Source organism: Streptomyces sp. NRRL WC-3742, assembly GCF_000720635.1.
Taxonomy (GTDB): domain Bacteria; phylum Actinomycetota; class Actinomycetes; order Streptomycetales; family Streptomycetaceae; genus Kitasatospora.
On record NZ_JOCF01000057.1, the window covers coordinates 18,052 to 39,961 of the forward strand.

The 21,910-nt window shown below is 71.2% G+C and carries 21 protein-coding genes; 16 read left to right on the forward strand and 5 right to left on the reverse strand.

Annotation, left to right across the window (positions count from 1 at the left end; all coding sequences use genetic code 11):
• Positions 1–20 precede the first annotated feature (20 nt).
• The 11 genes from IH61_RS0128010 to IH61_RS0128065 all read left to right on the forward strand — a co-directional run bounded on the left by IH61_RS0128010 (position 21) and on the right by IH61_RS0128065 (position 14,138).
• Entirely contained in the window at positions 21–1,835 is a 1,815-nt protein-coding gene (locus IH61_RS0128010) for a GAF domain-containing protein (protein WP_107057243.1), read from the forward strand.
• A gap of 249 nt (positions 1,836–2,084) precedes the next feature.
• A complete protein-coding gene (locus tag IH61_RS0128015) occupies positions 2,085–2,462 on the forward strand; it encodes a hypothetical protein (RefSeq protein ID WP_031074783.1) in 378 nt (125 codons plus the stop codon).
• On the forward strand, positions 2,452–2,847 hold the full coding sequence (locus IH61_RS0128020) for a hypothetical protein (RefSeq protein WP_031074785.1): 396 nt from the start codon (positions 2,452–2,454) through the stop codon (positions 2,845–2,847). Before IH61_RS0128015 ends, IH61_RS0128020 begins: the two co-directional genes overlap by 11 nt.
• Positions 2,848–3,180: 333 nt before the next feature.
• Positions 3,181–4,212 (forward strand): PstS family phosphate ABC transporter substrate-binding protein, encoded by a 1,032-nt coding sequence (locus IH61_RS0128030; protein WP_031074788.1) that lies wholly within the window; start codon positions 3,181–3,183, stop codon positions 4,210–4,212.
• A 111-nt stretch (positions 4,213–4,323) separates the two neighbouring features.
• Positions 4,324–4,911, forward strand: a complete 588-nt coding sequence (locus IH61_RS0128035; protein WP_031074790.1) for a hypothetical protein — start codon at positions 4,324–4,326, stop codon at positions 4,909–4,911.
• 235 nt (positions 4,912–5,146) lie between these two features.
• The gene (locus tag IH61_RS0128040) at positions 5,147–7,723 is read left to right on the forward strand and encodes a hypothetical protein (protein WP_158845362.1); all 2,577 of its coding nucleotides are present in this window, start codon (positions 5,147–5,149) and stop codon (positions 7,721–7,723) included.
• A 369-nt stretch (positions 7,724–8,092) separates the two neighbouring features.
• The gene (gene pstC / locus IH61_RS0128045; RefSeq protein ID WP_031074795.1) at positions 8,093–9,127 is read left to right on the forward strand and encodes a phosphate ABC transporter permease subunit PstC; all 1,035 of its coding nucleotides are present in this window, start codon (positions 8,093–8,095) and stop codon (positions 9,125–9,127) included.
• A 43-nt stretch (positions 9,128–9,170) separates the two neighbouring features.
• Positions 9,171–10,508, forward strand: a complete 1,338-nt coding sequence (gene pstA, locus IH61_RS41510; protein WP_063763287.1) for a phosphate ABC transporter permease PstA — start codon at positions 9,171–9,173, stop codon at positions 10,506–10,508.
• Positions 10,509–10,546: 38 nt separating this feature from the next.
• Positions 10,547–12,304, forward strand: coding sequence for a substrate-binding domain-containing protein (locus tag IH61_RS49705; RefSeq protein WP_031074799.1), 1,758 nt, complete (start codon positions 10,547–10,549; stop codon positions 12,302–12,304).
• A complete protein-coding gene (locus IH61_RS0128060; protein WP_031074802.1) occupies positions 12,301–13,209 on the forward strand; it encodes a class E sortase in 909 nt (302 codons plus the stop codon). The genes IH61_RS49705 and IH61_RS0128060 overlap by 4 nt, the downstream gene beginning before the upstream one ends.
• 23 nt (positions 13,210–13,232) lie before the next feature.
• Positions 13,233–14,138 carry a phosphate ABC transporter ATP-binding protein gene (locus IH61_RS0128065; protein ID WP_078911449.1) on the forward strand — a complete coding sequence of 302 codons (906 nt, stop codon included), beginning with the start codon at positions 13,233–13,235 and terminating at the stop codon, positions 14,136–14,138.
• Here the strand turns inward: IH61_RS0128065 and IH61_RS0128070 are convergent.
• Positions 14,119–14,970 (reverse strand): HAD family hydrolase, encoded by an 852-nt coding sequence (locus IH61_RS0128070; protein WP_031074806.1) that lies wholly within the window; start codon positions 14,968–14,970, stop codon positions 14,119–14,121. The genes IH61_RS0128065 and IH61_RS0128070 overlap by 20 nt on opposite strands.
• 167 nt (positions 14,971–15,137) lie before the next feature.
• On the opposite strand from IH61_RS0128070, the gene IH61_RS47220 reads away from it, so the two are divergent.
• Positions 15,138–15,320, forward strand: coding sequence for a hypothetical protein (locus IH61_RS47220; protein ID WP_031074808.1), 183 nt, complete (start codon positions 15,138–15,140; stop codon positions 15,318–15,320).
• A 385-nt stretch (positions 15,321–15,705) separates the two neighbouring features.
• Here IH61_RS47220 and IH61_RS43245 read toward each other — a convergent pair whose 3' ends face one another.
• Complete coding sequence (locus IH61_RS43245) at positions 15,706–16,287, reverse strand: ATP-binding protein (protein ID WP_051838158.1); 582 nt, start codon at positions 16,285–16,287, stop codon at positions 15,706–15,708.
• 2 nt (positions 16,288–16,289) lie between these two features.
• Here IH61_RS43245 and IH61_RS0128085 point away from each other — a divergent pair, with 2 nt between their 5' ends.
• The gene (locus IH61_RS0128085) at positions 16,290–16,847 is read left to right on the forward strand and encodes a flavoprotein (protein ID WP_031074813.1); all 558 of its coding nucleotides are present in this window, start codon (positions 16,290–16,292) and stop codon (positions 16,845–16,847) included.
• A gap of 68 nt (positions 16,848–16,915) precedes the next feature.
• On the opposite strand, the gene IH61_RS0128090 is transcribed toward IH61_RS0128085, so the two are convergent.
• The gene (locus IH61_RS0128090) at positions 16,916–17,506 is read right to left on the reverse strand and encodes a dihydrofolate reductase family protein (RefSeq protein ID WP_031074815.1); all 591 of its coding nucleotides are present in this window, start codon (positions 17,504–17,506) and stop codon (positions 16,916–16,918) included.
• A gap of 473 nt (positions 17,507–17,979) precedes the next feature.
• Here IH61_RS0128090 and IH61_RS0128095 point away from each other — a divergent pair, with 473 nt between their 5' ends.
• Positions 17,980–18,516: an isochorismatase family cysteine hydrolase gene (locus IH61_RS0128095; RefSeq protein ID WP_031074817.1), complete on the forward strand. Its 537-nt coding sequence runs from the start codon at positions 17,980–17,982 to the stop codon at positions 18,514–18,516.
• A gap of 14 nt (positions 18,517–18,530) precedes the next feature.
• On the opposite strand, the gene IH61_RS0128100 is transcribed toward IH61_RS0128095, so the two are convergent.
• Positions 18,531–19,412, reverse strand: coding sequence for an SDR family oxidoreductase (locus IH61_RS0128100; protein WP_031074821.1), 882 nt, complete (start codon positions 19,410–19,412; stop codon positions 18,531–18,533).
• A gap of 83 nt (positions 19,413–19,495) precedes the next feature.
• Here IH61_RS0128100 and IH61_RS0128105 point away from each other — a divergent pair, with 83 nt between their 5' ends.
• The gene (locus tag IH61_RS0128105; RefSeq protein ID WP_031074823.1) at positions 19,496–20,077 is read left to right on the forward strand and encodes a TetR/AcrR family transcriptional regulator; all 582 of its coding nucleotides are present in this window, start codon (positions 19,496–19,498) and stop codon (positions 20,075–20,077) included.
• A 19-nt stretch (positions 20,078–20,096) separates the two neighbouring features.
• Here the strand turns inward: IH61_RS0128105 and IH61_RS0128110 are convergent, their stop codons facing one another.
• Entirely contained in the window at positions 20,097–21,239 is a 1,143-nt protein-coding gene (locus tag IH61_RS0128110; RefSeq protein ID WP_037973454.1) for an MFS transporter, read from the reverse strand.
• A 149-nt stretch (positions 21,240–21,388) separates the two neighbouring features.
• Here IH61_RS0128110 and IH61_RS47880 point away from each other — a divergent pair, with 149 nt between their 5' ends.
• A complete protein-coding gene (locus IH61_RS47880; RefSeq protein WP_199823398.1) occupies positions 21,389–21,874 on the forward strand; it encodes a hypothetical protein in 486 nt (161 codons plus the stop codon).
• Positions 21,875–21,910: the final 36 nt, after the last annotated feature.

Sequence of the window (21,910 nt, forward strand, 5' to 3'; positions counted from 1 at the left end):
GTACAAACTAGGCTTTCTCCATGGACCCCACGCCAGACCTCCCCGCCGCCACCCCCGAGCCGGCGCCCCACCGGGTGCCCGAGATCGCCTCGCTCGGGCTGGACACGCTGGTCACCGAGGTCTCCGAACGCCTCCAGTCCGCCGCTGCCGTCACCGACCGGATGCAGCGGCTGCTGGAGGCGGTGGTCTCCATCGGCGCCGGGCTCGACCTGCACGCCACCCTCCACCGCATCGCCACCGGGGCCGCCGAACTCGTCGACGCCCGCTACGCCGCCCTCGGCGTCATCGCCCCCGGCGGCACGGGCCTGGCCGACTTCGTCCACGTCGGCATCGACGACGAGACCGCCGCCCGGATCGGCGACCTGCCCACCGGACGCGGCATCCTCGGCGCACTCATCGACCGCCCCGAACCGCTGCGCCTGGCCGACCTCGGCGCCGACCCCCGCTCCTCCGGCTACCCGGCGCACCACCCCTGCATGAAGACCTTCCTCGGCGTGCCCATCCGGGTGCGCGCCGAGGTGTTCGGAAACCTTTACCTGACCGAGAAGAAGGGCGGCGGCGCCTTCACCCCCGAGGACGAGCAGGTCGTCCACGCGCTCGCCGCCGCGGCCGGCGTCGCCATCGAGAACTCCCGCCTGTACGAGGAGGGCCGCCGCCGGGAACGCTGGATCGCCGGAGCCAACGCCGTCACCGGCGCGCTGCTCTCCACCGAGCAGGCCGAGGGCGCGCTCACCGTCGCCGCCGAACAGGTACGGGAGCTGGCGGACGCCGCGCTCGGCATGATCCTCCTGCCCACCGGCCCCGAGGCCGGCGGCGACGGCGACGGGCGGATGCGCGTCGCCCACGCCTCGGGGGAGGACGCGGAGTACGTGCGCGGCGAACTGCTGCCCAAGGACAGCTTCGCCAAGCAGCTCTTCGCCGGGGAGAGCGTCCACCTCGACGACATGTCCAGCGACCCGACCGTGGTGATCCGGCGCGCCCGCGCCTTCGGCCCGTCCATGGCCGTCCCGATGGTCGCCGCCGGGCGGGTGCTCGGGGGCCTCTGCGTCTGGCGCCCGCGTGGCGCCGTGCCGTTCACCGACAGCGAGAAGCAGCTCGCCGAGACCTTCGCCTCGCAGGCCGCCCTCGCCCTGCGGCTCGCCGAGGGCCAGCGCGACCGGCAGCGCCTCGCCGTCTTCAAGGACCGCGACCGGATCGCCCGCGACCTGCACGACCTCGTCATCCAGCGGCTGTTCGCCACCGGGATGATGCTGGAGAGCGCCGCCCGGCAGGCCATGGTGCCCGGGGTGAAGGTCGGCATCGGCAAGGCCGTGGACGAGCTCGACGCCACCATCCAGGAGGTGCGCACCACCATCTACGCCCTGCAGCACGACGACCACGGCGACGCCCCCGACACGCTGCGCACGCGGGTGCTGCGGGAGGCCGGCCAGGCCGCGGCGGCGCTCGGGTTCAAGCCCGCGGTGAGCTTCGTCGGGCCGGTGGAGAGCCTGGTGGGGGAGAAGACCGGACGTCAACTGCTGGCCGCACTACGGGAGATGCTCTCCAATACGGCGCGTCACGCGCGGGCCTCGCGGGTGGGGGTCGAGATCGACGCGACCGTCCACCTGGACGACGACGGGCGGCCGATGGGCGGCGACCCGGAGGACCTGGAGCGGGGCGGTCGGCCCGGTGTCGTCCTCACCGTGACCGACGACGGGGTGGGCATCCCCGAGGGCGGGCGGCGCAGCGGCCTGCTCAACCTCACCCGGCGGGCGGAGGCCCTCGGCGGCGCCGCCTGGCACGAGCCCGGGCCGCACCGAAAGGGCACCCGGGTGAGGTGGACGGCCCGGCTCTGACGGTTTTTGGTGAAAGCTGAACAAGAGAGAACTTCGCGACCAACAGCGCAAGTTGTGAAGGCCCTGGGGTTCCGGCAGCTCAGTGTGCACACATAGCTTTGCTCCGTCTCGGAGGGGAAACCGGACGGAGGGGCTGTGGACGCTTCCGGCCGCGGGAATGCCGCAGCAGGGGCAAGTCGAGGGGGGTTCCGGACCGAACGAGGCCCGGACGGGCGTTACCGCTGGCAGTTGAAAGCACCGAACGGAAGGGTGGTCGCCATCACGGCCGCCCAGTTCGAGACACCCGGCGAAGCCGAGCGCGGCTTCGACGGCCTACGCGTCGCTGCCGCCGATCTCACCGCGCGGATCACCCATGTGCGGGAAGGGATCGGCTGGATCTGGGTCATTCCCGGAACGCGTTCCTTACCCGAAGTGCGGTCGAGCCGTGCCTACGAGAGGTACGCCACCTGTCAGAACGCGTTCCGGCGGTTCGTGGTGCTCCTGGCCAAACAGCCGCCCCGGGAACCGATTTCCCGGGAGTCCCAGCAGACTCAGCAGATTCATCAGGTCCCGCAAGTTCCGCAAGGCCCGCAAGTACCGCAAGTCCCGCGAAGAGCCGTGTCCTTGAGACGCCCCGATGGCCGCTGAGCGGCGGGGGCCGCGACTGCTGATCGTCCCCGCAGCCGACCGTTGCGTGAGCTGGGCGCTGCGCGCCGCCAACGGCCGGCCGCTCGGCGTGGGCGTGCGCACGTACCGCAGCGAGGACGAACTCGCCGAGGCGGTAAGGGAACTGATCATCGAACGGGCCGCGCTGCGCTGCTCGCTCGGCCAGTCCGAGGGGCGCCAGTGGGTGTGGGCCGCCTATATGCCCGTGCGCAGTACGCGGCGGGTCACCGGGGACGCCGTTCCCGTCGCCCGCAGCGCCCGGGGGTACCTGCGCAGGGACCAGTGCCAGGCGGGGGTGGAGGGGTTCCTGGCCGGACTGCAGTTCGTGGGACAGGAGTTGCGGCGCGGCGGGAACCGGCCCCTCTAGGCCCTGTCCTCGGCCGTCCGGCGCCGAACGTGCAGTTCCGGTGAAGCGCAGGTTTCCGGCAACACCCCGAGCAGCCACCTGGAGAAGAACGTCGACCGGTTTCGGAAGGTCGTCCACAGGTAGGTCACGTCCACGCTGACCAGTCACTAAACCTCGTCGAACCGATGAGTCGACATTCTTCGGTCACACTCCACCACCCTTCCGGCGCAACCCCCGGGCCGGACAGGATCGGCATCGCCGGAGGGGCCGCAGCAGACACGGCCCCCGGCTCGGAGCCCCCAACCCGGGCTCCGGTAACGCGATGTACATCTCTCCCTTCGGAGGAAGAGGAACATGCGTAAGACCGCTGCCAAGCTGCTCACCGTCGCCGCCCTGGCGACCTCCCTCGCCACCGTCGTCAGCGGCACCGCCGTCGCCGACCCGTCGGTCACCCCCGCCTCCGTCGACATCGTGGGTGTCGGCTCGGACACGACCCAGGCGCTGCTGAACCAGCTCTCCACGGACTACAACGCCTCCCTGCCGACGGGCTCCACCGCCCCGCACCTGTACAGCTGGGACGCGACCGGCACCTCGCCGATCACCCCGAAGACGGGCGCCTCCTCGATCGCCCGCCCGAACGGCTCCGGCGCCGGCATCAGCACCCTCAACAACACCACCAGCGCCACCGTGGACTTCGCCCGGTCCTCGCGCCCGGCCGGTGCCTCCGACCCGCACGGCCTGGCCTTCGTCCTGCTCGCCAAGGACGCGATCACCTGGTCCGCCAAGAGCGGTGGCAACGCCCCGGCGTCGCTGACCCAGGACCAGCTGACCAAGATCTACAACTGCACGTACACCAACTGGCAGCAGATCAGCTCCAGCCTGCCGAACGCCACCATCAAGCCGTACCTGCCGCAGGCCAACTCCGGCACGCGCCAGGTCTTCCTCGCCGCGATCAGCACCCCGACCCCGGGCACCTGCGTCACCACCGGCCCGCAGGAGAACGAGGGCACCGACGCCGCACTGAACGACGCGAACGCGGTCTTCCCGTACTCGATCGGTCACTACATCGGCCAGACCAACGGCCACTCCTCCGGCTCGGACGCGGTCGGTGTCCTGACCCTGCGCAACGTCGTGGTCGGCGGCACCTCCTACACCCCCGTCGTGAGTGGCCAGATCAACACGAGCCTGGTCGACACGGTCTTCGGCCGTGGCCTGTACGACGTCTTCCGCAACACCGAGTGGACCGCGACCGACACCCACGGCCAGGCCCTCCAGGCGATCTTCGGCTCCGACGGCTGGATCTGCAACGACTCCGTCGCCGCCGCGGACATCACCAGCTACGGCTTCCTGACCTCCGTCGCCTGTGGCGTCTCCTCCGTGAGCTGACCCACCCCGCACCATCCGACGGCCACGGGCTTCGCGCCCGTGGCCGTCGACCGGTCCCACGGACCGGTGTTCCACCACCGAAGCGAAACCTTCCTCTCCCAAGGAGCTCGCATGTCCCGTATCACCGCCCGGTTCCTCGCCGGCGGCGTCGCGGTCGTTCTCGCCGCGACCGCCTTCAGCAGCGCGGCCGTGGCCGACACCGCTCCCGCCGCCCCCACCGGCAGCGCCGTGGTGACCGAGAGCAACGCCTTCCTCCAGTCGGCTGCCGCGAGCGGCGTGGTCATCGTTCCGCTGCCGAACGCCTCCGTCTCGTACGACGGCACCACCGGCCTGGCGACGAGCCTTCCGGTGACCGGTGGCAGCATCAACCTCAAGTCGTACTACGGCAACGCCTCGCTCGACGGCAGCCTGCTCTTCGTCGACCTCCAGACCGGCAGGAGCGTGCTCTTCAAGCAGCTGGCGTTCAGCGCCGACCGCTGGCGGATCACCGGCGTGCCGGCCGACGGCACCGACCCGGTCTCGCTGCTCAAGCCGGGTGGCACCGTGGCCGCCTCCCAGAGCGGCACCACGCAGAACCTGACCGCCGACAACCTCACGGTGGACGCGAACGGGGCCAAGTACCTGGACGCCCAGCTCAACACCACCTTCTTCACCGGGGGCCAGAAGGTCGGCTCCTTCACCTTCTCCTTCACCGGCTGACACTCGGCCGGGAGGTGAGCGTCGGGCCCGCGCGGATCGGGCGCGGGCCCGCACGTCTGACGGTGAGACAACTCGGCGACGGAGTCACCGCGTTGGGGCGTCGTACATGCGGGCGACCGGATCCGGCCACCTGCGGCTGGCCGAATGGCTGCGTACTGGAACCGTCGGCCGCTCGCTGCCCGATCCCCCTGCGCCGCGTGTCTCGGCGGCGCTTCGTAGCACGGAGGTACCCGCCATGAGAATCCGACTGCCCGACCGGAGATCTCCGGGCCGGTGGCGCAAGCGTCTGCCGGCCTTCGCCGTGGTGTGGGCGGTGGTGGTGGCGATCGGCGTGGCGCCGATCGGCCTGGGCGCCGTGACACCTGCGCTGGCGGCCGGGTCCTCCGTCACGAAGCAGGGCCCCCTGGTCTGGCTCCCCAAGGAGAAGAAGTTCGGGGACACGAACGGGAGCGTCACCGTCGCGCAGACCCAGAACCTGGTCAACCAGATGGTGCACGTCAGCTGGACAGGGTTCACCCCGACGTCGAGCAAGGCCGGAGCGCCCTGGACGGCCGGCCCGGACACCGGAGTCAACGCCTACTACCAGGTGCGGGTGTACCAGTGCCGGGGCACCGACCCCAAGATCACCGACTGCTACGGCAGCACGCTGTACAACGCGGACGCCGCGGCGGGCTTCCAGCAGGTGAGGCCGCAGCCCGGTACGACGTTCCCGGACTTCCCGGACAACCACGCGCTGGCCGTGACGGGAGCGGACGGCTCGGGCTTCGCCGACATCCAGCTCCTCACCGCGGCGGAGAGCCCCTCCCTGAACTGTGACGACAAGCATCCGTGCTCGCTCGTGGTGGAGCCCAACTACGGCGGCAACGCGCTGGGCACCAAGAACAAGGGTGTCGTCAAGTGCGAGGACCACCGGTTCGACGCCACCGACTACTCCGTGGGTTCCGACAGCATCCTCCAGGGGGGCGTCAACCAGACGACGCAGTTCCAGACCAGCGAGCAGTGCGCGTGGAACCTGAAGGTCGTGGTGCCCCTGGCGTTCTCGCCCACCCCGACGAACTGCCCGGCCTCGACGCCGGCGTTCTCGGCGGCGGGTCTGGAGCCCGCCAAGCGGGCGATGGACCAGTGGCAGACGGGCCTGTGCCAGGCCGGCGACCCGATGCTGGTCACCTACGGCTACGCGAACGGTGACCAGGCATCGCGGGCGGAGTTCCTCGCGGGGAGGAAGGACCTGGTGCTCACCGCCCGGCCGGACGGGCAGTCGCCACCGCCCAAGCCGTACGTCTACGCGCCGATCGTCTCGTCGGGCATCTCCGTGGTGTTCGTCGTGGACGCCGACCAGTCGGGACCGCAGATCAGGGACATGAAGCTCAACGCCCGGCTGGTGGCGAAGCTGCTGACCCAGTCCTACAACGCGAGGACCGACGTCCCCTCGGTCAAGGGCAACCCGAGCTGCATCTTCGACGACCCGGAGTTCCAGAAGCTGAACCCCCAGCCCTTCAACGGCAAGGGCGCGTGGCCGACGGGCTGTGATTCGAGCCAGACCACCCCGACCGTGTACGGCGGGATCTCGGACCTGACGTACCAGTTGACCTCGTGGATCGCCTCCGACCCGGACGCGGTGCGGTTCCTGGACGGGGAGTACGACCCCTGGGGCATGCACGTGGACAGCTACTACCTGCGCCCGGCGTTCTCCGGGTATCCGGTCGACTCGTTCATCCGGCAGGACGGCTCCGGATTCCCCGACAACCCCAACCCGGCCTTCCAGACCTACAAGCAGTTCGAGTGGAACCCGATCTCGACCGGGATCAAGGACGCGGTGCGGAAGCTCCTGCAGAACCGGTCGAGTTGCGTGAGCACCGACGACAACGGGAAGGGCGGTCACGACCCGTGCCCGCCGCTGCCGATCGGGCACCGGACCCTGTTCGCCGTCATGGACTCGGCCCAGGCGAAGGCGTTCGCGCTGCCCGAGGCGCAGCTGCTGAACGCGGCGGGCGGCTTCGTCTCCCCCGACGTCCCGGGCTTCCAGTCGGCGGTGGCCGACATGACCGTGGACCCGGCGACGGGGATGCAGTCCCTGCCGTACGGCGCCCCGGACACGGCCTACTCGCGCGACCAGAAGGCGTACCCGCTGACCACCGTCGACTACGCGATGCTGCCGACCAAGGGCCTGTCGTCCGACAAGGTCACGGCGATGACGAGGTACATGCGGACGATCACCACCGGTGGCCAGGTCTACGGCTTCGAGCCGGGTCACCTCCCGCCCGGGTTCCTCGCCCTGACGGGTGCTCAGCACACCCAGGCGAACGACGCCATCGGGCACCTGGAGGCCCAGGACAGCAAGCTGCCCGGCAACCAGGCCGCCCCGCCGAACCCGCCGGCTCCCGGCGGTGACGGCGGTTCGGGCTCGGGCGGGTCGTCCGGGGGCAATCCGGCCACGCAGGCCGGGGACACCACAGGGTCCGTCTCCGGCGGGACCACCGGTGACCTTTCCGCCGCCGGTGTCGCCGGTGGTGCGGGTGGCGCGGCTGCCGCTGCCGCTGCCGCCGGTGGCGCGGGCGCCGCGGCCACGGGCGGCAAGGCGGCCGGCCCGACCTCGCCCGGCAAGGCGATCTCGGCGGCGCCGGTCGCGGCCGGCACTCCCGCGGCGGACCGTTCGGGCTCGGCCCGGCTGCTGCTGCCGGTGGCGCTGATCGGGGGCCTGGTGCTGCTGGTCGGGGGTCCGGCGGCGCTCTTCCTCGGGGGTACGCCCGCCGGGGAGAGGGCGGTCAACGGGGTGCGCCAGGTCTGGTCGAGGGTGATCCGACGCCCGTAGCGCAGGACCGTACGCACCGACCCACCACCGCCTGACGACCCGGCGGGGCCGCCGTTCCGGCCCCGCCGGGTCGTTGTCCTGTCGAATCGTCAGGTTCGTTATGAGACAAGGCGGTTGAGTGGCCCAGCGATGCGTTTGAACATGCCCGAGGCATGTCATGCCTGCTGCTGGAGTTCCCAACTCCGCTACGGAGTTTCCGCGTTGGGTTCTCGTACACACTGGCGACCCGGTCCGGCCACCTCAGGCTGGCCGAATGGGTACGCACCCGCATCGCCGCTACGCGCGGAGCTTCACCCGTACGGCACCGAAGCGCACCCGCCCCCGTACCGAGCGCACCCTGCACCCGCCCCCGAGCCCGGAGAGCAGACCATGACAGCCGCCGCGCAGCCAGCGGCACCGTACGGCGGGTCGGCGCCAGGCCGCCCCGGCGACGGGCCGGACCAGGACGTCCCCCGCACGATCATCGTCTCCGCCACGCCCGGGGACCGGGTGTTCCGCGGGGTGCTGCGCCTGGCCGGCCTGTCCGTGTTCGCGATCATGGGCCTGATCGCGTTCTTCCTGCTCCTGCGCGGTGCCGACGCGGTCCGCGCGAGCGGCTGGTCGTTCCTGACCGAGCAGCGGTGGCAGATCGCGGCCCACAACTTCGGCATCGCCGCCGTCCTGCCGGACGGTGTGCTGATCGCCGTCATCGCGCTGGTGATCGCCGTCCCGGTGGCGCTCTGCACGGCGGTCTTCATCTCGGAGTACGCGCCCGTGCGGCTGCGGGCCGTGCTGATCTCGCTGGTCGACCTGATGGCGGCGATCCCCAGCATCATCTACGGCCTGTGGGGGCTGTTCTTCCTCCAGCCCCGGATCGTCGGCTTCAGCCGCTGGCTCTCCGACCACCTCGGCGGCGTGATCCCCTTCCTGAGGGTGCGCACCGGTGGTGTCGCCTCGTCCTACACCTCGTCCACGTTCATCGCCGGCGTGGTCGTCTCGCTGATGATCATCCCGATCATCGCCTCGCTCAGCCGGGAGGTGTTCTCCCAGGCCCCGCAGGGCGAGCGGGAGGGCGCGTACGCGCTGGGCTCGACCCGCTGGGGGATGGTGCGCTCGGTGGTGCTGCCCTTCGGCAAGGGCGGCGTGATCGGCGCGGTGATGCTGGGCTTCGGCCGCGCGATGGGCGAGACCATCGCCGTCGCGCTGATCATCTCGCCGCACTTCGAGGTCATCACGCACGTCCTCGAGAACGGTGCCAACTCGATCTCCTCGCTCATCGCGCTGCGGTTCGGCGAGTCGGACAAGCTCTCGCTCTCCGCGCTGATGGCGGCCGGTCTGGTGCTGTTCGCGCTGACCCTGCTGGTCAACGTGGCGGCCGGATTCGTGATCAACCGGTCCCGGTCCGGGGCCTCCACCGCGGACTGAGGCGGAGCACCGACATGACCAACTCTCCGGAAGGGACGACCCGATGACCACGCTCGACCTGCCCCCGGCCGCCGCGGCCGAGCCCCCCGGCCCGGTCGGCGCGGCCGGCGCGAACGCCTCGAACGCCTCGAGCGCCGCGAACGCCGCCGAGGCGCCGTCGCGGCCCGAGACCAAGGTGCGGCTCGGCGGCGTCACCCGCGAGGACGTCTTCACCGTGGTCGGCGCGGCGGTCGGCTCGCTGGCGCTGGACTGGACGCTCTTCGAGCGCGTTCTGCCGTTCAGCGGCGTCTTCGGCTTCCTGGTCTGCTGGTACCTGCTGTTCCTGGCGGGCTACTTCATGCTGGGCCGCCTCCAGTGGGGCTCGCTCGTGGTGCGCGACCGGCTGGTGTCGGTGGTGGCCTGGAGCTCCGGCCTGCTGGTGGTCGGGCTGATCGCCGACCAGGTCGGCTACGTGTCGGCGCGTGGCTGGGAGGCGGCCCAGCACCTCAACTTCTTCACCGAGTCGATGGAGCACACCGCCTCGCTCTCCCCGATCACCTCCGGCGGTGCGCTCAACGCGGTCGTCGGGACGCTGGAGCAGATCGGCCTGGCCACGCTGTTCTCCGTCCCGCTGGGCATCGCGGCGGCCGTCTTCATGTCCGAGGTCGGCGGTCGGATGGCCCGGCCCGTCCGGACCCTGGTCGAGGCGATGACCGCGCTGCCGTCCATCGTGGCCGGTCTGTTCGTCCTCGGTGTCTTCATCCTCACTTTCGGCGGGGAGAAGAGCGGCTTCGCGGCCTCGATCGCGCTCACCGTGATGATGATGCCGATCGTCACCAGGGCGGCCGAGGTGGTCATCCGGCTGGTGCCGGGGACGCTGCGCGAAGCCTCGTACGCGCTCGGGGCCAGCCAGTGGCGCACGGTGTGGAACGTGGTGCTGCCCACGGCCAGGCCCGGTCTGGTGACGGCGGTGGTGCTCGGCATGGCGCGCGGCATCGGCGAGACCTCGCCGGTCCTGCTGACCTCGGGCTTCAGCCCGCTGATGAACGCCGACCCGTTCAACGACCAGCAGGTGTCGCTGCCGCTCTACATCTGGAACTACGTCAAGTCGCCGCACCAGCCGATGGTGGCGCGCGCCTTCGCGGCCGCGATGACGTTGATGATCATGGTGTTGATCCTCTTCGTCACGGCCCGCGTGCTCGGTGGCCGCAAGCCGGGAGAACTGACCCGGCGCCAGAAGCGGCGCATCGACCGGGAGGCCCGGCGGGTCGAGTCCTCGGTGCGCTCCCGGTCGGCGGCCACCACTCGCCCGGCGGCCGTCAGGACCGCCCCCGCCCCCGCCTCCGCCTCCGCCCTCACCTCGGCCCCCGGCACGTCCGTCCCGTTGCCCGGGAGCAGCTGATGAACCAGCCAACCACCCCCCGTACTCAAGGAGTTCCCATGTCACGGGAGGCCGCAAGCCGCCCCCTGGCCCGCGGGCTCGCCCTGCTGATGTCGCTGTTCCTGCTCGCGGCGGCGCCGATGCTCGGGCCCGGCTCCCGGGCTTTCGCGGCGTCCGTCGCGCTGACCGCGGACGGCTCCAGCTGGGCACAGCCGGCCATCGACCAGTGGCGCCAGGACGTCGGCCCGCAGGGCATCCAGATCAGCTTCACCGGGAACGGTTCGGCGACCGGCCGCCAGTCCTGGGCGAACGGGGCGGACGACTTCACCGCCTCCGACGTGCCGTTCCGCTCCGCCCAGGACCAGGGCGTGAGCCAGGCCAACCAGGCCAACTACACGGGCGGCAAGGAGGATCCGAAGTTCGGGTACTCCTACGTCCCGATCACCGCCGGTGGCACCACGTTCATGTACAACCTGACGGTCGGCGGCAAGCAGGTCCGCGACCTGCGGCTCTCCACGCAGACCGTCGTGGACATCTTCACCAACAAGATCACGAACTGGAACGACCAGCGGATCACCAACGACTACGGCAAGCAGCTCCCCAGCAAGCCGATCACCCCGGTGGTCCGCTCGGACGGCTCCGGGGCCACCGCCCAGTTCACCCGCTGGATGGAGCACACCCACAAGGACCAGTGGGACGCGTACTGCAACTCCGTCAACGGCGTGCCCTGCGGTGACTACACCGAGTTCTACCCCCGCAGCGGCGACAAGATGACCGCGCTGAGCGGCTCGGACATCGTCGCCGGCTACATCAAGGCGCCGACCGGGGACGGCACCATCGGCTACGACGAGTACGCCTTCGCCAAGCTCAGCAACTGGCCGGTCGTGAAGGTGCTCAACCCGGCCGGCTACTACTCGCTGCCGACCGCCTCCAACGTGGCCATCGCGCTCACCGCCGCCAGGATCCGCGGCGTCGACGACCAGACCCCGGCGAGCGACCCGAACTACCTGCAGCAGAACCTCGACGGCGTCTACACCAACAACGACCCGCGCTCCTACCCGATCTCCAGCTACAGCTACCTGATCGTGCCGCGCGCCGGAGCCGCCCTGCCCCCGCCGGGCCGCTTCACCAACGAGAAGGGCGCGGCGCTCACCAAGTTCATCTCGTACGTGCTGTGCGAGGGCCAGGCGGAGGCGGACGGCCTCGGGTACTCGCCGATCCCGCGCAACCTCGTCAAGGGCGGGCTGCTGCAGACCAAGTCGATCCCGGGCAACGCCAGCCCGGTCGACCCGGCCACGCTGTCCAACTGCAACAACCCGACCTTCAACTCGGCCGGTGAGCTGACCATCCTGAAGAACGCACCGCAGCCGAGCCCCTGCGACCAGGCGGGCCAGCCGCTGGACTGCGTCGTCGGCTCGGACGGCAAGGCGCAGAAGAAGGGCGGCTCCGACAACGGCGGCGGCGCGGCCGGCGGTACCGGTGGCAAGGGCGGCGGCGCCGGTGGCACGGGCGGTACCGGTGGTGGCGCCGGGGGCGCGGGCGACCCGAACGCGCCCGGTGCGGCGGCCGCGGCCGCCGACCCCAACGCCCCCGCCGACGGTCCCGAGGAGATCGACCCGCAGACCGGCCAGGTCGTGGCCCGCGGCCGCGGCGGTGCGACGGAGGTCGCGGCGAACGTGGTCGAGGTGTCCGGGCGGCCCGAGGACTGGACGCTGTCCACGCTGACGGCGCTGGAACTGCTCGCCGTCGTCCTGGTGCCGCCGCTGCTCGGGCGCCGACTGCTGCGCAAGCGGCGCGGCTCCGGCGGTGCCGCGTGACCGCCCCCGTGCTGGAGAAGCCGACCGCTCCGGCGGCGGCCCCCGCTCCCGCTCCGGCGCCCGTGGTGGAGACGGCCCGTCCGGCCGTCTCCGCCGGTCGGCGGCGGTTCCTGCAGGGCGCCTGGGCGGTGAGCCTGGCGGCCGCGCTGGTCATGGGCTTCGTCGGGTTCCTGTTCACGCTCTCGCACGTCCAGGAGCGGCACTACCAGTCCACCGCGTACAAGACGTTCAGGGACCAGCTGGGCCGGGCCGTCGCGCCCACCGGCTCGGCGCCGGACGGGGACCCGGTGGCGCTGATCGACATCCCGGCGATCGGGCTGCACCAGACCGTCGTCGTCGAGGGCACCACCGGCCGGGACCTGATGCGCGGGCCCGGCCACCGGCGGGACACCGCACTGCCCGGGCAGGCCGGGGTGGCCGTGGTGTTCGGCCGGGGCGCCACCTTCGGGGCGCCGTTCGCGCAGCTGTCCAAGCTGCGGGTCGGCGACAGGATCGAGGCCGTCACCGCGCAGGGCAGGTACACCTACACCGTCAACGTGTACGGCGACGGCGACCACCCGATCGTCGACCCGGCCCGCAACCGGCTGGTGCTCGTCACCGGCGACTCCGACTGGATCCCCGGCTCCACGGTGCTGATCGGCGCCCGCCTCGACGGGGCCGCCGAGCAGAACCCCGGCGGCCGGCCCGCGACCGTCCCGTACGACAAGGCGCTGGCCGCCGACAAGGGCGCGCTGGCCACGCTGCAGCTCTGGTCGCTCGCCCTGCTCGGCGCGGTGGTCGGCGGGCTGCTGCTGGCCCGGTACTGGCGGCGCTCGGCCGTCTACCTGACCGCGGCGCCGGTCGTCGGCGCCCTGCTGTGGGCGGTCTACGAGAACGCCGCCGCCCTGCTGCCCAACCTCTACTGACGCGCGCCCGGAGGACCGTACCGATGACCGACACCACGCAGCAGCAGCCGCAGCAGGACGCGGCCGTGGCTGACACCCTCACCCTCCCGGCTCCCCCTGCGCCGGCGGCTCCGCCCGTACCGCCCGCGGGGCCGGTGGGGCCGCCCGCCGGCCCGCTGGCCGGGCTGGAGACCCGGGACCTCTCCGCCTGGTTCGGCTCCCACAAGGTGCTGGAGCGGGTCTCGCTGGCGATGCCCGCCGGGGAGGTCACCGCGCTGATCGGGCCCTCGGGGTGCGGCAAGTCCACCTACCTGCGCACCCTCAACCGGATGCACGAGATGGTGCGCGGCGCCGCCCTCGCCGGGGAGGTGCTGCTCGACGGCGACGACGTGTACCGGGCCGGGCGCCGCCCCGCCGAGGTGCGGCGCCGGATCGGGATGGTGTTCCAGCGGCCCAACCCGTTCCCGGCGATGTCCATCGAGGACAACGTGGCGAGCGGGCTCAAGCTCGCCGGGATCAAGGTGTCCAAGGACGAGCGCCGGCACCTGGTGGAGACCAGCCTGCGCCGGGCCGGACTCTGGGACGAGGTCGCCACCCGGCTGCAGACCCCCGGCGGCTCGCTCTCCGGCGGTCAGCAGCAACGCCTGTGCATCGCACGGTCGTTGGCCGTCTCGCCCGACATCCTGCTGATGGACGAGCCCTGTTCGGCGCTCGACCCGACCTCCACCCGGCGGGTCGAGGAGACGATCCAGGAGCTGCGCGGGCGGCTCACCATCGTCATCGTCACGCACAACATGCAGCAGGCGCAGCGCGTTTCGCAGAGCTGCGCGTTCTTCCTCGCGACCCACGACACCCCCGGGCGGATCGTCGAGGCCGGGCCGACCGAGCAGGTCTTCGGCAGCCCGCGCGACCAGCGGACCTCCGACTACGTCAACGGGCGCTTCGGCTGAGCAACTCCTCGAGGACGGCGGCGACGCCGTCCTGCTCGTTGCTCACGGTGTGCAGGTCGACGGCCGCCAGGACCTGGGGGTGCGCGTTGGCCACGGCGTAGGCGGTGCCCGCCCAGGCCAGCATCTCCAGGTCGTTCGGCATGTCGCCGAAGGCCACCACCTCGCTCCGGTCGATCCCGTGCCCGGCGCACCAGGCCGCCAGCGTGCTGGCCTTGGTGACGCCGGGCGCGCTGATCTCCAGCAGCGGGATCGGCGCGGAGCGGGTGATCTCGGCGAGGTGGCCGGCGGCGGCGCGGGCCTCGGTCAGCAGGGTGTCCGGGTCCAGGTCGGGATGCTTGGCGAGCAGCTTGAACAGGCCGCGCACCGGGCCGCCGTCGCCCAGGAGCTCCTCGGCCGGACCGATGGGGTGGTCCGTCTGCTCGCCCCACATCGGCACCACGTACTCGGGCTCCCGGGCGAAGCCCTCCGGGTACTCGAAGGCGAAGGCCGTACCCGGCAGCTTGGCCCGCAGGATCTCCACCACGGCCAGCGCCGCGTCGACGGCGAGCGGGAACGACTCCAGCAGCTCCCCGCGCCGCACGTCCACGACCGCGCCGCCGTTGGAACAGATCGCCACCCCGTGACCGCCGATGTGCGCGCTCAGCTGCTCCATCCACCGGGGAGGACGGCCGGTCACGAACACCACCTGCACCCCGGCCGCCTCGGCCGCCGCGAGGGCGGCGGCGGTGCGGTCGGTGACGGTGCCGCCTGAGCAGAGCAGGGTGCCGTCCAGATCGGTGGCGACGAGGCGGAGGGCGGGGCGAGGTTCGGTCACCGGTCCATCTTCGCCCATGGGCCGGGGAAGGCCCTCCCTGGGCCTTTTCCGGGCCTTCTTCGGCCGGGAAGGTGCTGATTCCGGCCGATCTGCGCGAGTAGACGCCCTTCGGCGTGTCGCGGCGTGTCGGGGCCTCTCACCCCGGGCAGAGGATCACCGTGGCCACCACGTCGGCAGGAAGAGCGATGCCCACTCGCCAGCTCCGCGAAGAGTGCTCCCCGACCACCACCCCCGATACCGAACCGGCCGTTGCCCCGTCCCGCGACCCGGTCCTCCTCGGCGACGTCCTCTTCCACACCCTCGCCGAAATCGCCCGCCGCGCCCCCGCCCCCGCCCTGCCCCCGCAGCGCTCCCGCCCGCACCCGTGAGCGGGTGGTCGGGGGTGTCGAGCCAGGGCTGCTGGCCGGTTTCCGTAACGGTGAGGCCGAGGGGCTCGGGGCCGGGGCTGCTCTGGTCCTGCCACCAGGTGTAGGCGGCCTCGATCTCGTCCCAGAGACGGCGGGGGCCGTGGTGGTGGACGGTGAAGCGGTCGTGCTCGCGGTCGACGGCCGCCCAGGAGCGGGCGTCGGTGGTGGCGACCCAGAGGCGGTCGGCGTCGGTGTCCCAGGCCGCCCAGACGTCGGGGAGGGTGGTCGACACGGGGGATGGGCGGGGCCTGGCGCTGGTTGCGTACGAGCACGGGCGCGGCGCAGGGGCTGAACCGCCCTTCGGCGTGATCCTCGGCGACGGTGAGCCTGAGCAGGCCCCAGGTGATCATCGGGCTGTCCCATGGGGTGAGGATGATTCCGCCGGGCTCGGCCTGCTCGACCCAGGCCCAGGGGACTCGGCGGACGGCCGAGATGGCGATGGACCCGGTCGTACGGCGCCTGGCGGGGGGCGAAGGTCGAGATCCCGCAGCTTCCTGATGACGATCGACGGCGCCGAGGATGGCCAGATATCGCCGTCATTCACCTGTGTCGCGAGAGCGACGTCGGAGTACGCCTCCTCGAACCACCGCCTGTCATCGCTTGGTAGATCGCACGGCTCATAGCCACCCAGCCCGCGGCCGGAGGTGGCGTCGCGCCCGGCCTGGATCGTCACAGGCATCACACGGGAGCCGTCACCGACGAGGATGCGAACGATCTGGCAGGACGGCCGCCGGATCGCGACGACCATGCGCGTTTGGCAGCCGGTCGTAATGGCGTTGGTCGCCAACTCGCTGACGATCAGGGCGGCATCGTCCACCAGGTCGTCCAGCATCCACTCCCGCAGCTTCGCGCACACCAGCCGCTGAGCCGCCTCCACCGACTCCGGCAGGTAGGGCAGGCATGTGATTCGGAAGATCTGGGAGCTCACGGTTGAGTGAGCACCGCGCGCCGTTCCTCTACATCGTCGTCTGTGCAGCGGGTGTCGCGGATGGTGTGAGCGAACTGATCTCCGCAGCCCACAAGGAGGGTTGGCGAGTAGGCGTGATCGCCACCCCCAATGCGCTCGCTCTCATGGACCAGGAAGCCATCGAGGCTTTGACCGGCTATCCGATCCGCTCGGGATGGCGCACACCAGGCGCTCCGAAGCCACTGCCGCCGGCTGATGCCATCGCGGTCGCTCCGGCCACGTTCAACACGGTCAACAAGCGGGCAGCCGGCATATCCGACACGCTTGCGCTCGCCGTTCTCTGCGAGGCATACGGTCCCGGTATCCCCATGGCCATGCAGCCCTACGTCAACTCCGCCCTGGCCGCGCACCCCGCCTATGCGGAGAGCCTGGCCCGGCTCCGTTCGATGGGTGTGATGATCGGGGACTTCGCTCCCCACGAGGCCAATTCCGGTGGAGCCCGAGCCACTTACAACTGGATCAGCGTCCTCGATCTGCTCCGGCCCGTGATTCAGGCGATGCGGAGTGGGCTTTCAACGTGACACCGGGGTCCTCTCGGGCGGCGACCCTACGCAGGAAGTCGGCCCGGCCGACTTCCTGCGCACGATTTCTACCTGACCCAGCTGGTCTCCACGATGCCGCAGGCGTAGGCGGCCGAGTGGGCGGCCCGGTAGTTCCGCGTGGCGAGCCAGGCTCCGAAGATGCTGTTGCCCTCGCCCGCGAAACCGGGGTTGGTGAACAGCCGGAGTTCGTCGGCCAGGCCCTCCCGCAGCAGGGAGGAGACCAGGCCGGCGCCACCGAAGCAGACCAGGTCCCCGCCAGCCTGTTCCTTCGCCTGTTCCACGGTGTCGGTCAGCTCGCCGTTGAGCACTGTGGTCCGTGGCCAGTCGAGTTCGGGCCTGCCCGACCGGCTCAGGACAAACTTGGGGAGCGCGCCGATGGCCCGGCTGAACTCCCAGTCGGGATCACCAGGATGCTGCTCCGCCATCCGGCCCCAGTGCCCCAGGTAGCCCTCGTCCGCCATGGGCCGGCTCAGCAGGATGCCCGAGGCGCCGGTGAGCAGGCCGTTGAAGGCCGCGCGGAGGTCCGCGCTCCACGGCCAGTCGGGGCCCCAGTTCCACAACTGCCAGTTGGCGTCCGACAGGCTGCTGTCGACGTAGCCGTCGATGGAGATCTGCATCGCCACAGTCAGGCGGCTCATGATTCTTCCGTCCCCTCGTCATGGTCAGGACTGCGGACAGCTCGGAGGCCGTCCCCAGTCTCACCCGACGAGTGCCACCTGGAGTCGCCGGGCCCCCGATCCGAGTCGACATCGAGACGATAGCTCGGACGACTGACGGCATATCAAACAAGCCACTCCCAAGGTCTGTTGAGGGCGAGGGCGGCATGGGTGATGCCACCGTTCACGTGTAGTAGCGCGCAGGAAGTCGGCCGGGCCGACTTCCTGCGCAACGGGACTGGTGGGGTGGCGGGTTCCCTATCTCAGTCACTCTGCTGCCGGATACCGTCCGGCATGGAGCCTGGCAACAATGTCTGGGGATCTCTGCCGGGGGCAGCCAGCGCCGAAAGCGCAGCGGAGCTGTTCCGCGGGGCCGGTTGGCGGGTGCGTTGCTCAAGCTGGACCGAGTTCGAGGTCGAGTGCGGCTACGCCGAGCTCGAGCGAAGGATGCGAGCATGTCTGTACGGAATGACGTTCTCGTTGTGGTCGACCTGCAGAACGGGTTCATCCGTGATTCCTCCAGGCCGCTGATCCCGGTCGTCGCCGCGCTGGTCGATCAGTGGCAACGGCACGGCAAGGACGTGGTCTTCACCCGGTACGTCAACTATCCGGGGAGCCCGTTCGAGCGGTTGATCCACTGGACGAAGTGCCAGTCCTCCCCTGAGATCGACATCGTTCCCGAGCTGGCCGAGCAGGCGCGGCGGGCCACAGCAGTTTTGGACAAGAGGATCTACAGCCTGTTCACCGAGGAGGGCACGGAGCTGGTCCGCCGGCACGGCTGGACGGACCTCTACATCTGCGGCATCGCCACGGAGAGTTGCGTCCTGAAGACCGCTGTCGACGCCTTCGAGCGCGACCTCACCCCCTGGCTGCTGGAGGACGCCACGGCCAGCCAAGCAGGCCAGGAAGCCCATGAGGCGGGCCTCCTGGTCGCGAGCCGGTTCATCGGGCGTGGTCAGATCATCACCACGGCCGACGCCTCGCCGGGGTGATCCCTGCACAGGGGTTAGGGCTGGAGGTTCTCCAGGTCGGCGAGCAGGCTCGGATGGGTCGGCTTCCAGCCGAGGGCGGCGCGGGTGTGGGTGCTGGAGGCGGGCTGGTCGGTGGCGAAGATCCGGCCGAGGGGGCCGTAGCTCTCCTGCGGGACCGATGCGACGGGCAGGCTCAGGCGGCGGCCGATCACGGCGGCGATGTCGCGGACCCGGTCGCCCTCGTCGGCGACGGCGTGCCAGGCGGTTCCGGCCGGGGCCTTCTCCAGGGTGAGGCGGAACAGGACGGCGGCGTCGCGTGCGTGGACTGCCGGCCAGCGCTGTGCGCCGTCGCCCGGGTATCCGGCGATGCCGGTGCGGCGGGCGATGTCGGTCAGCAGCCCGGCGAAGCCGCCGCGGCCCTGGTTGTGGACGGTGCGCGGCAGCCTCACCGCTGAGCTGCGCACTCCTTGCGAGGCGAGTTCGAGTGCGCGGTTGACCGAGCGGCCGCGGCCGCCGACGGGGCCGTCGGTCAGGGAGGGGTCGTCCTCGGTGGAAGCGCGCCCCGCCACCTGGGGTGTGCCCGAGACGGTGACGAGCGGGCGGTCCGTACCGATGAGGGCGTCGCCCAGGGCCTCGAGGGCGGCGGCTTCCTCGGCGATGCCCTGGGCCAGGGCCTCGGGTGAGCTGAAGTCGTTGCTGAAAGCGAGGTGGATGACGCCGTCCGCCTGCTCGGCGGCGGCCCGCAGGACGGTGAGGTCGGTGAGCGCCCCGCGGACGGCGGTGGCGCCGGCGGCTTCGGCGTGTGCCGCGGAGGCGTCGGAGCGGGCGAGGGCGGTGACCGCGTGGCCTGCGGAGAGTAGTTCGGTGACGACGGCGGAGCCGACGAGGCCGGTGCCGCCGGTGACGAAGACGCGCATGACGAGCTCCCAGACGTGATGCGACTGTTGTCCCATCACTGTACCCGTGATGCGACATGTGTCGCATCACTTAGAATGTCGGCATGCCGAGATGGAAGCCCGATGCGAGACAGCGCCTGGTCGTGGCGGCGCTCGGTCTGTTCGCCGAGCAGGGCTACGACGAAACGACGGTCGCCCAGATCGCCGAGCGCGCGGGGCTCACGCGCAGCACGTTCTTTCGCCACTTCACGGACAAGCGGGAGATCCTCACCGCCGGACAGAGCGCACTGAGTCGACTGCTGGTCGAGGGCATCGACACCGCCCCGGCGGACGCGACCCCGTTGACGGCCGTCGCGGCCGGCCTGGAGCGCGCCTCCGGCGAGATGACGACCTTCAACCGGTCCATCGGCCCGCTGCTGCACGCCGCCATCGAGGCGAACGAGGAACTGCGCAACCGCCAGGCGATGAAGAGCGTCGGCATGGCCGCGGCCATGGTCGAGGCACTGAGGCGAAGGGATGTCGCGGAACCTGCGGCCCAGGTCGCCGCCGAGCTCGGCGTGCTCGCCTTCAAGGCCGGATACGCCCGGTGGGCGGACCCCGCCCGCGACGAGGACCCCGGCGAACTGGCGGACCTCACCCGGGCAGCGTTCGACGAGCTCCGCGCGGCAGTCGCGGACCTGCGGTAGCCGTCGAACGGGCGCTGCCTCAGCTGGACGTCCCGGCTCGAGTCGGAGTCACGGGCGTCACCGCCGTCAACAGGGACGGGACGGCCATCAGCGCGAAGCACACGGGCAGGGACAGCTGCGCCACGAGCATGCCTGCCACGGCGGTGCCGGTGGCGCTTCCGGCGTTCAGGGCCGTATTGACCCATGCGCCGGCCTGGGTGCCGGTGCCGGGTGCGGCGGAGTGGTTCGCGAGCAGGTAGGCAGTGGTGATGGTGGGGGCGACGAACAGTCCGGTGAGAGCTGCTGCCGCTGTCAGCACGTACAGGTTCGGGGCCAGGCCGGCGGCGGCGAGGGCCAGGCCGAGTCCTGTGGCGAGCAGGGACAGGCGCCGCTGCGCAGATTTGCGCCAGGTGATGGAGCCGTAGGTGAGGCCGCCGATGGCGCTTCCGGCGGAGAGGGCGGCCAGGACCCAGGCCACGGACTCGACCTGGTGCAGCCGGTCGGCGAAGGCGATGGCGAGCAGGTCCACCGCGCCCAGGCCCACACCCACGGCGAAGGCCACGGCCCCCGCGTGCAGCAGTCCCCGGCCGCTCGGCAGCCAGCTGCGGGGCGGGGTCGAGCGCTGCTCCTGCCGTGGGGCGGGACCGGTCGCGGGTGAGGACACGAGGGCCAGGGTTCCGGAGAGCATCAGCGCGGCGCTGACGGCGAGGGCGGTCGCCGGGGTGGTGAGCTTCACCAGGGCGGCCACGAGCAGGGGGCCGGTGACGAACAGCAGCTCCTCGGCAACGGAGTCGAGGCTGTATGCGCGCTGGAGCAGGGACGGTTCAGGGGCCAGGCGGCTCCACAGGGAGCGCATCACGGGCCCGAGAGGCGGCGTACAGGTGGCGGCCGCGACGGCCAGGACGACCAGCAGCGGACCAGGGGCGCCCGGCTGCGAGGACACTGCGGCCAGCACCGCCAGGAACAGCGCGCAGGCGGCGGCCATCGGTGGCAGGGCGCGGCGCGGGCCGTAGCGGTCGACGAGGGCGGCGCGGGCCGGCGAGAGAAGGACACTGGCGAGGCCGAAGGCGGCCATCACGGTGCCTGCGGTGGCGTAGGAGCCGGTGGACTCCTTGACGGTCAGGACCATCGCCAGGGAGACCATGCCGTACGAGAGACGGCCCAGGAGCGCCGAGCCGAACATGGCGGGTCCGCAGGACAGCGGAGTAGGAGGACACGAGGATGTTCCTTGAAAGGGCAGCCCGGTGCTCCGGGGCTGCGAATGTGCAGGGACGCCGAAGGCCGCACCCGGGGGGTGCGGTCCAGGAGGGGTCCTACGCACAGAGAAGGAACATGCGCGTCACCGTAACAAGCTCTCCGTACAGAGAACAGGGAAATTCCGTGCTTGCCGTTGGGCCACGGCCCGATGAGATCGCTGACAGGCTGCGGATCACGCCGGCTGAGCTGGCGAAGGTGCCGCAGCTGGTTCCGGTGTACGGCCACCGGTATCTCCCAGGCACGGAGGGGGAGTCGGGGCATCCGGTGCTCTCGGTGTGCCAGAGCGACATCATCGACTACGGGAACGACCTCGCCGACTACATCCGGCACGAGTTCACCGGGCGGTCGGGAGACCTCTCCAAGGCTCGGGCGACCGTCGGATTCTGGTCGTACTTCGTCGAGGACGGCTCCCCGGAGGTCACGTTCAACCTGGTCTGGGCGGGCTGGACAAGGGGGCGATCGTCGCGGAGGCCGGGCGGGTGCTCGGCGGTGGGTGGCCTCCGCGGTGAGGGGTCGGCGTGTTGGTCCGTGCGTGAGAGCATCGGGCGGTGCGAGGGCTGACGGTGTTGGGGACGTGTGGGGCTTGGCCTGAGGCTG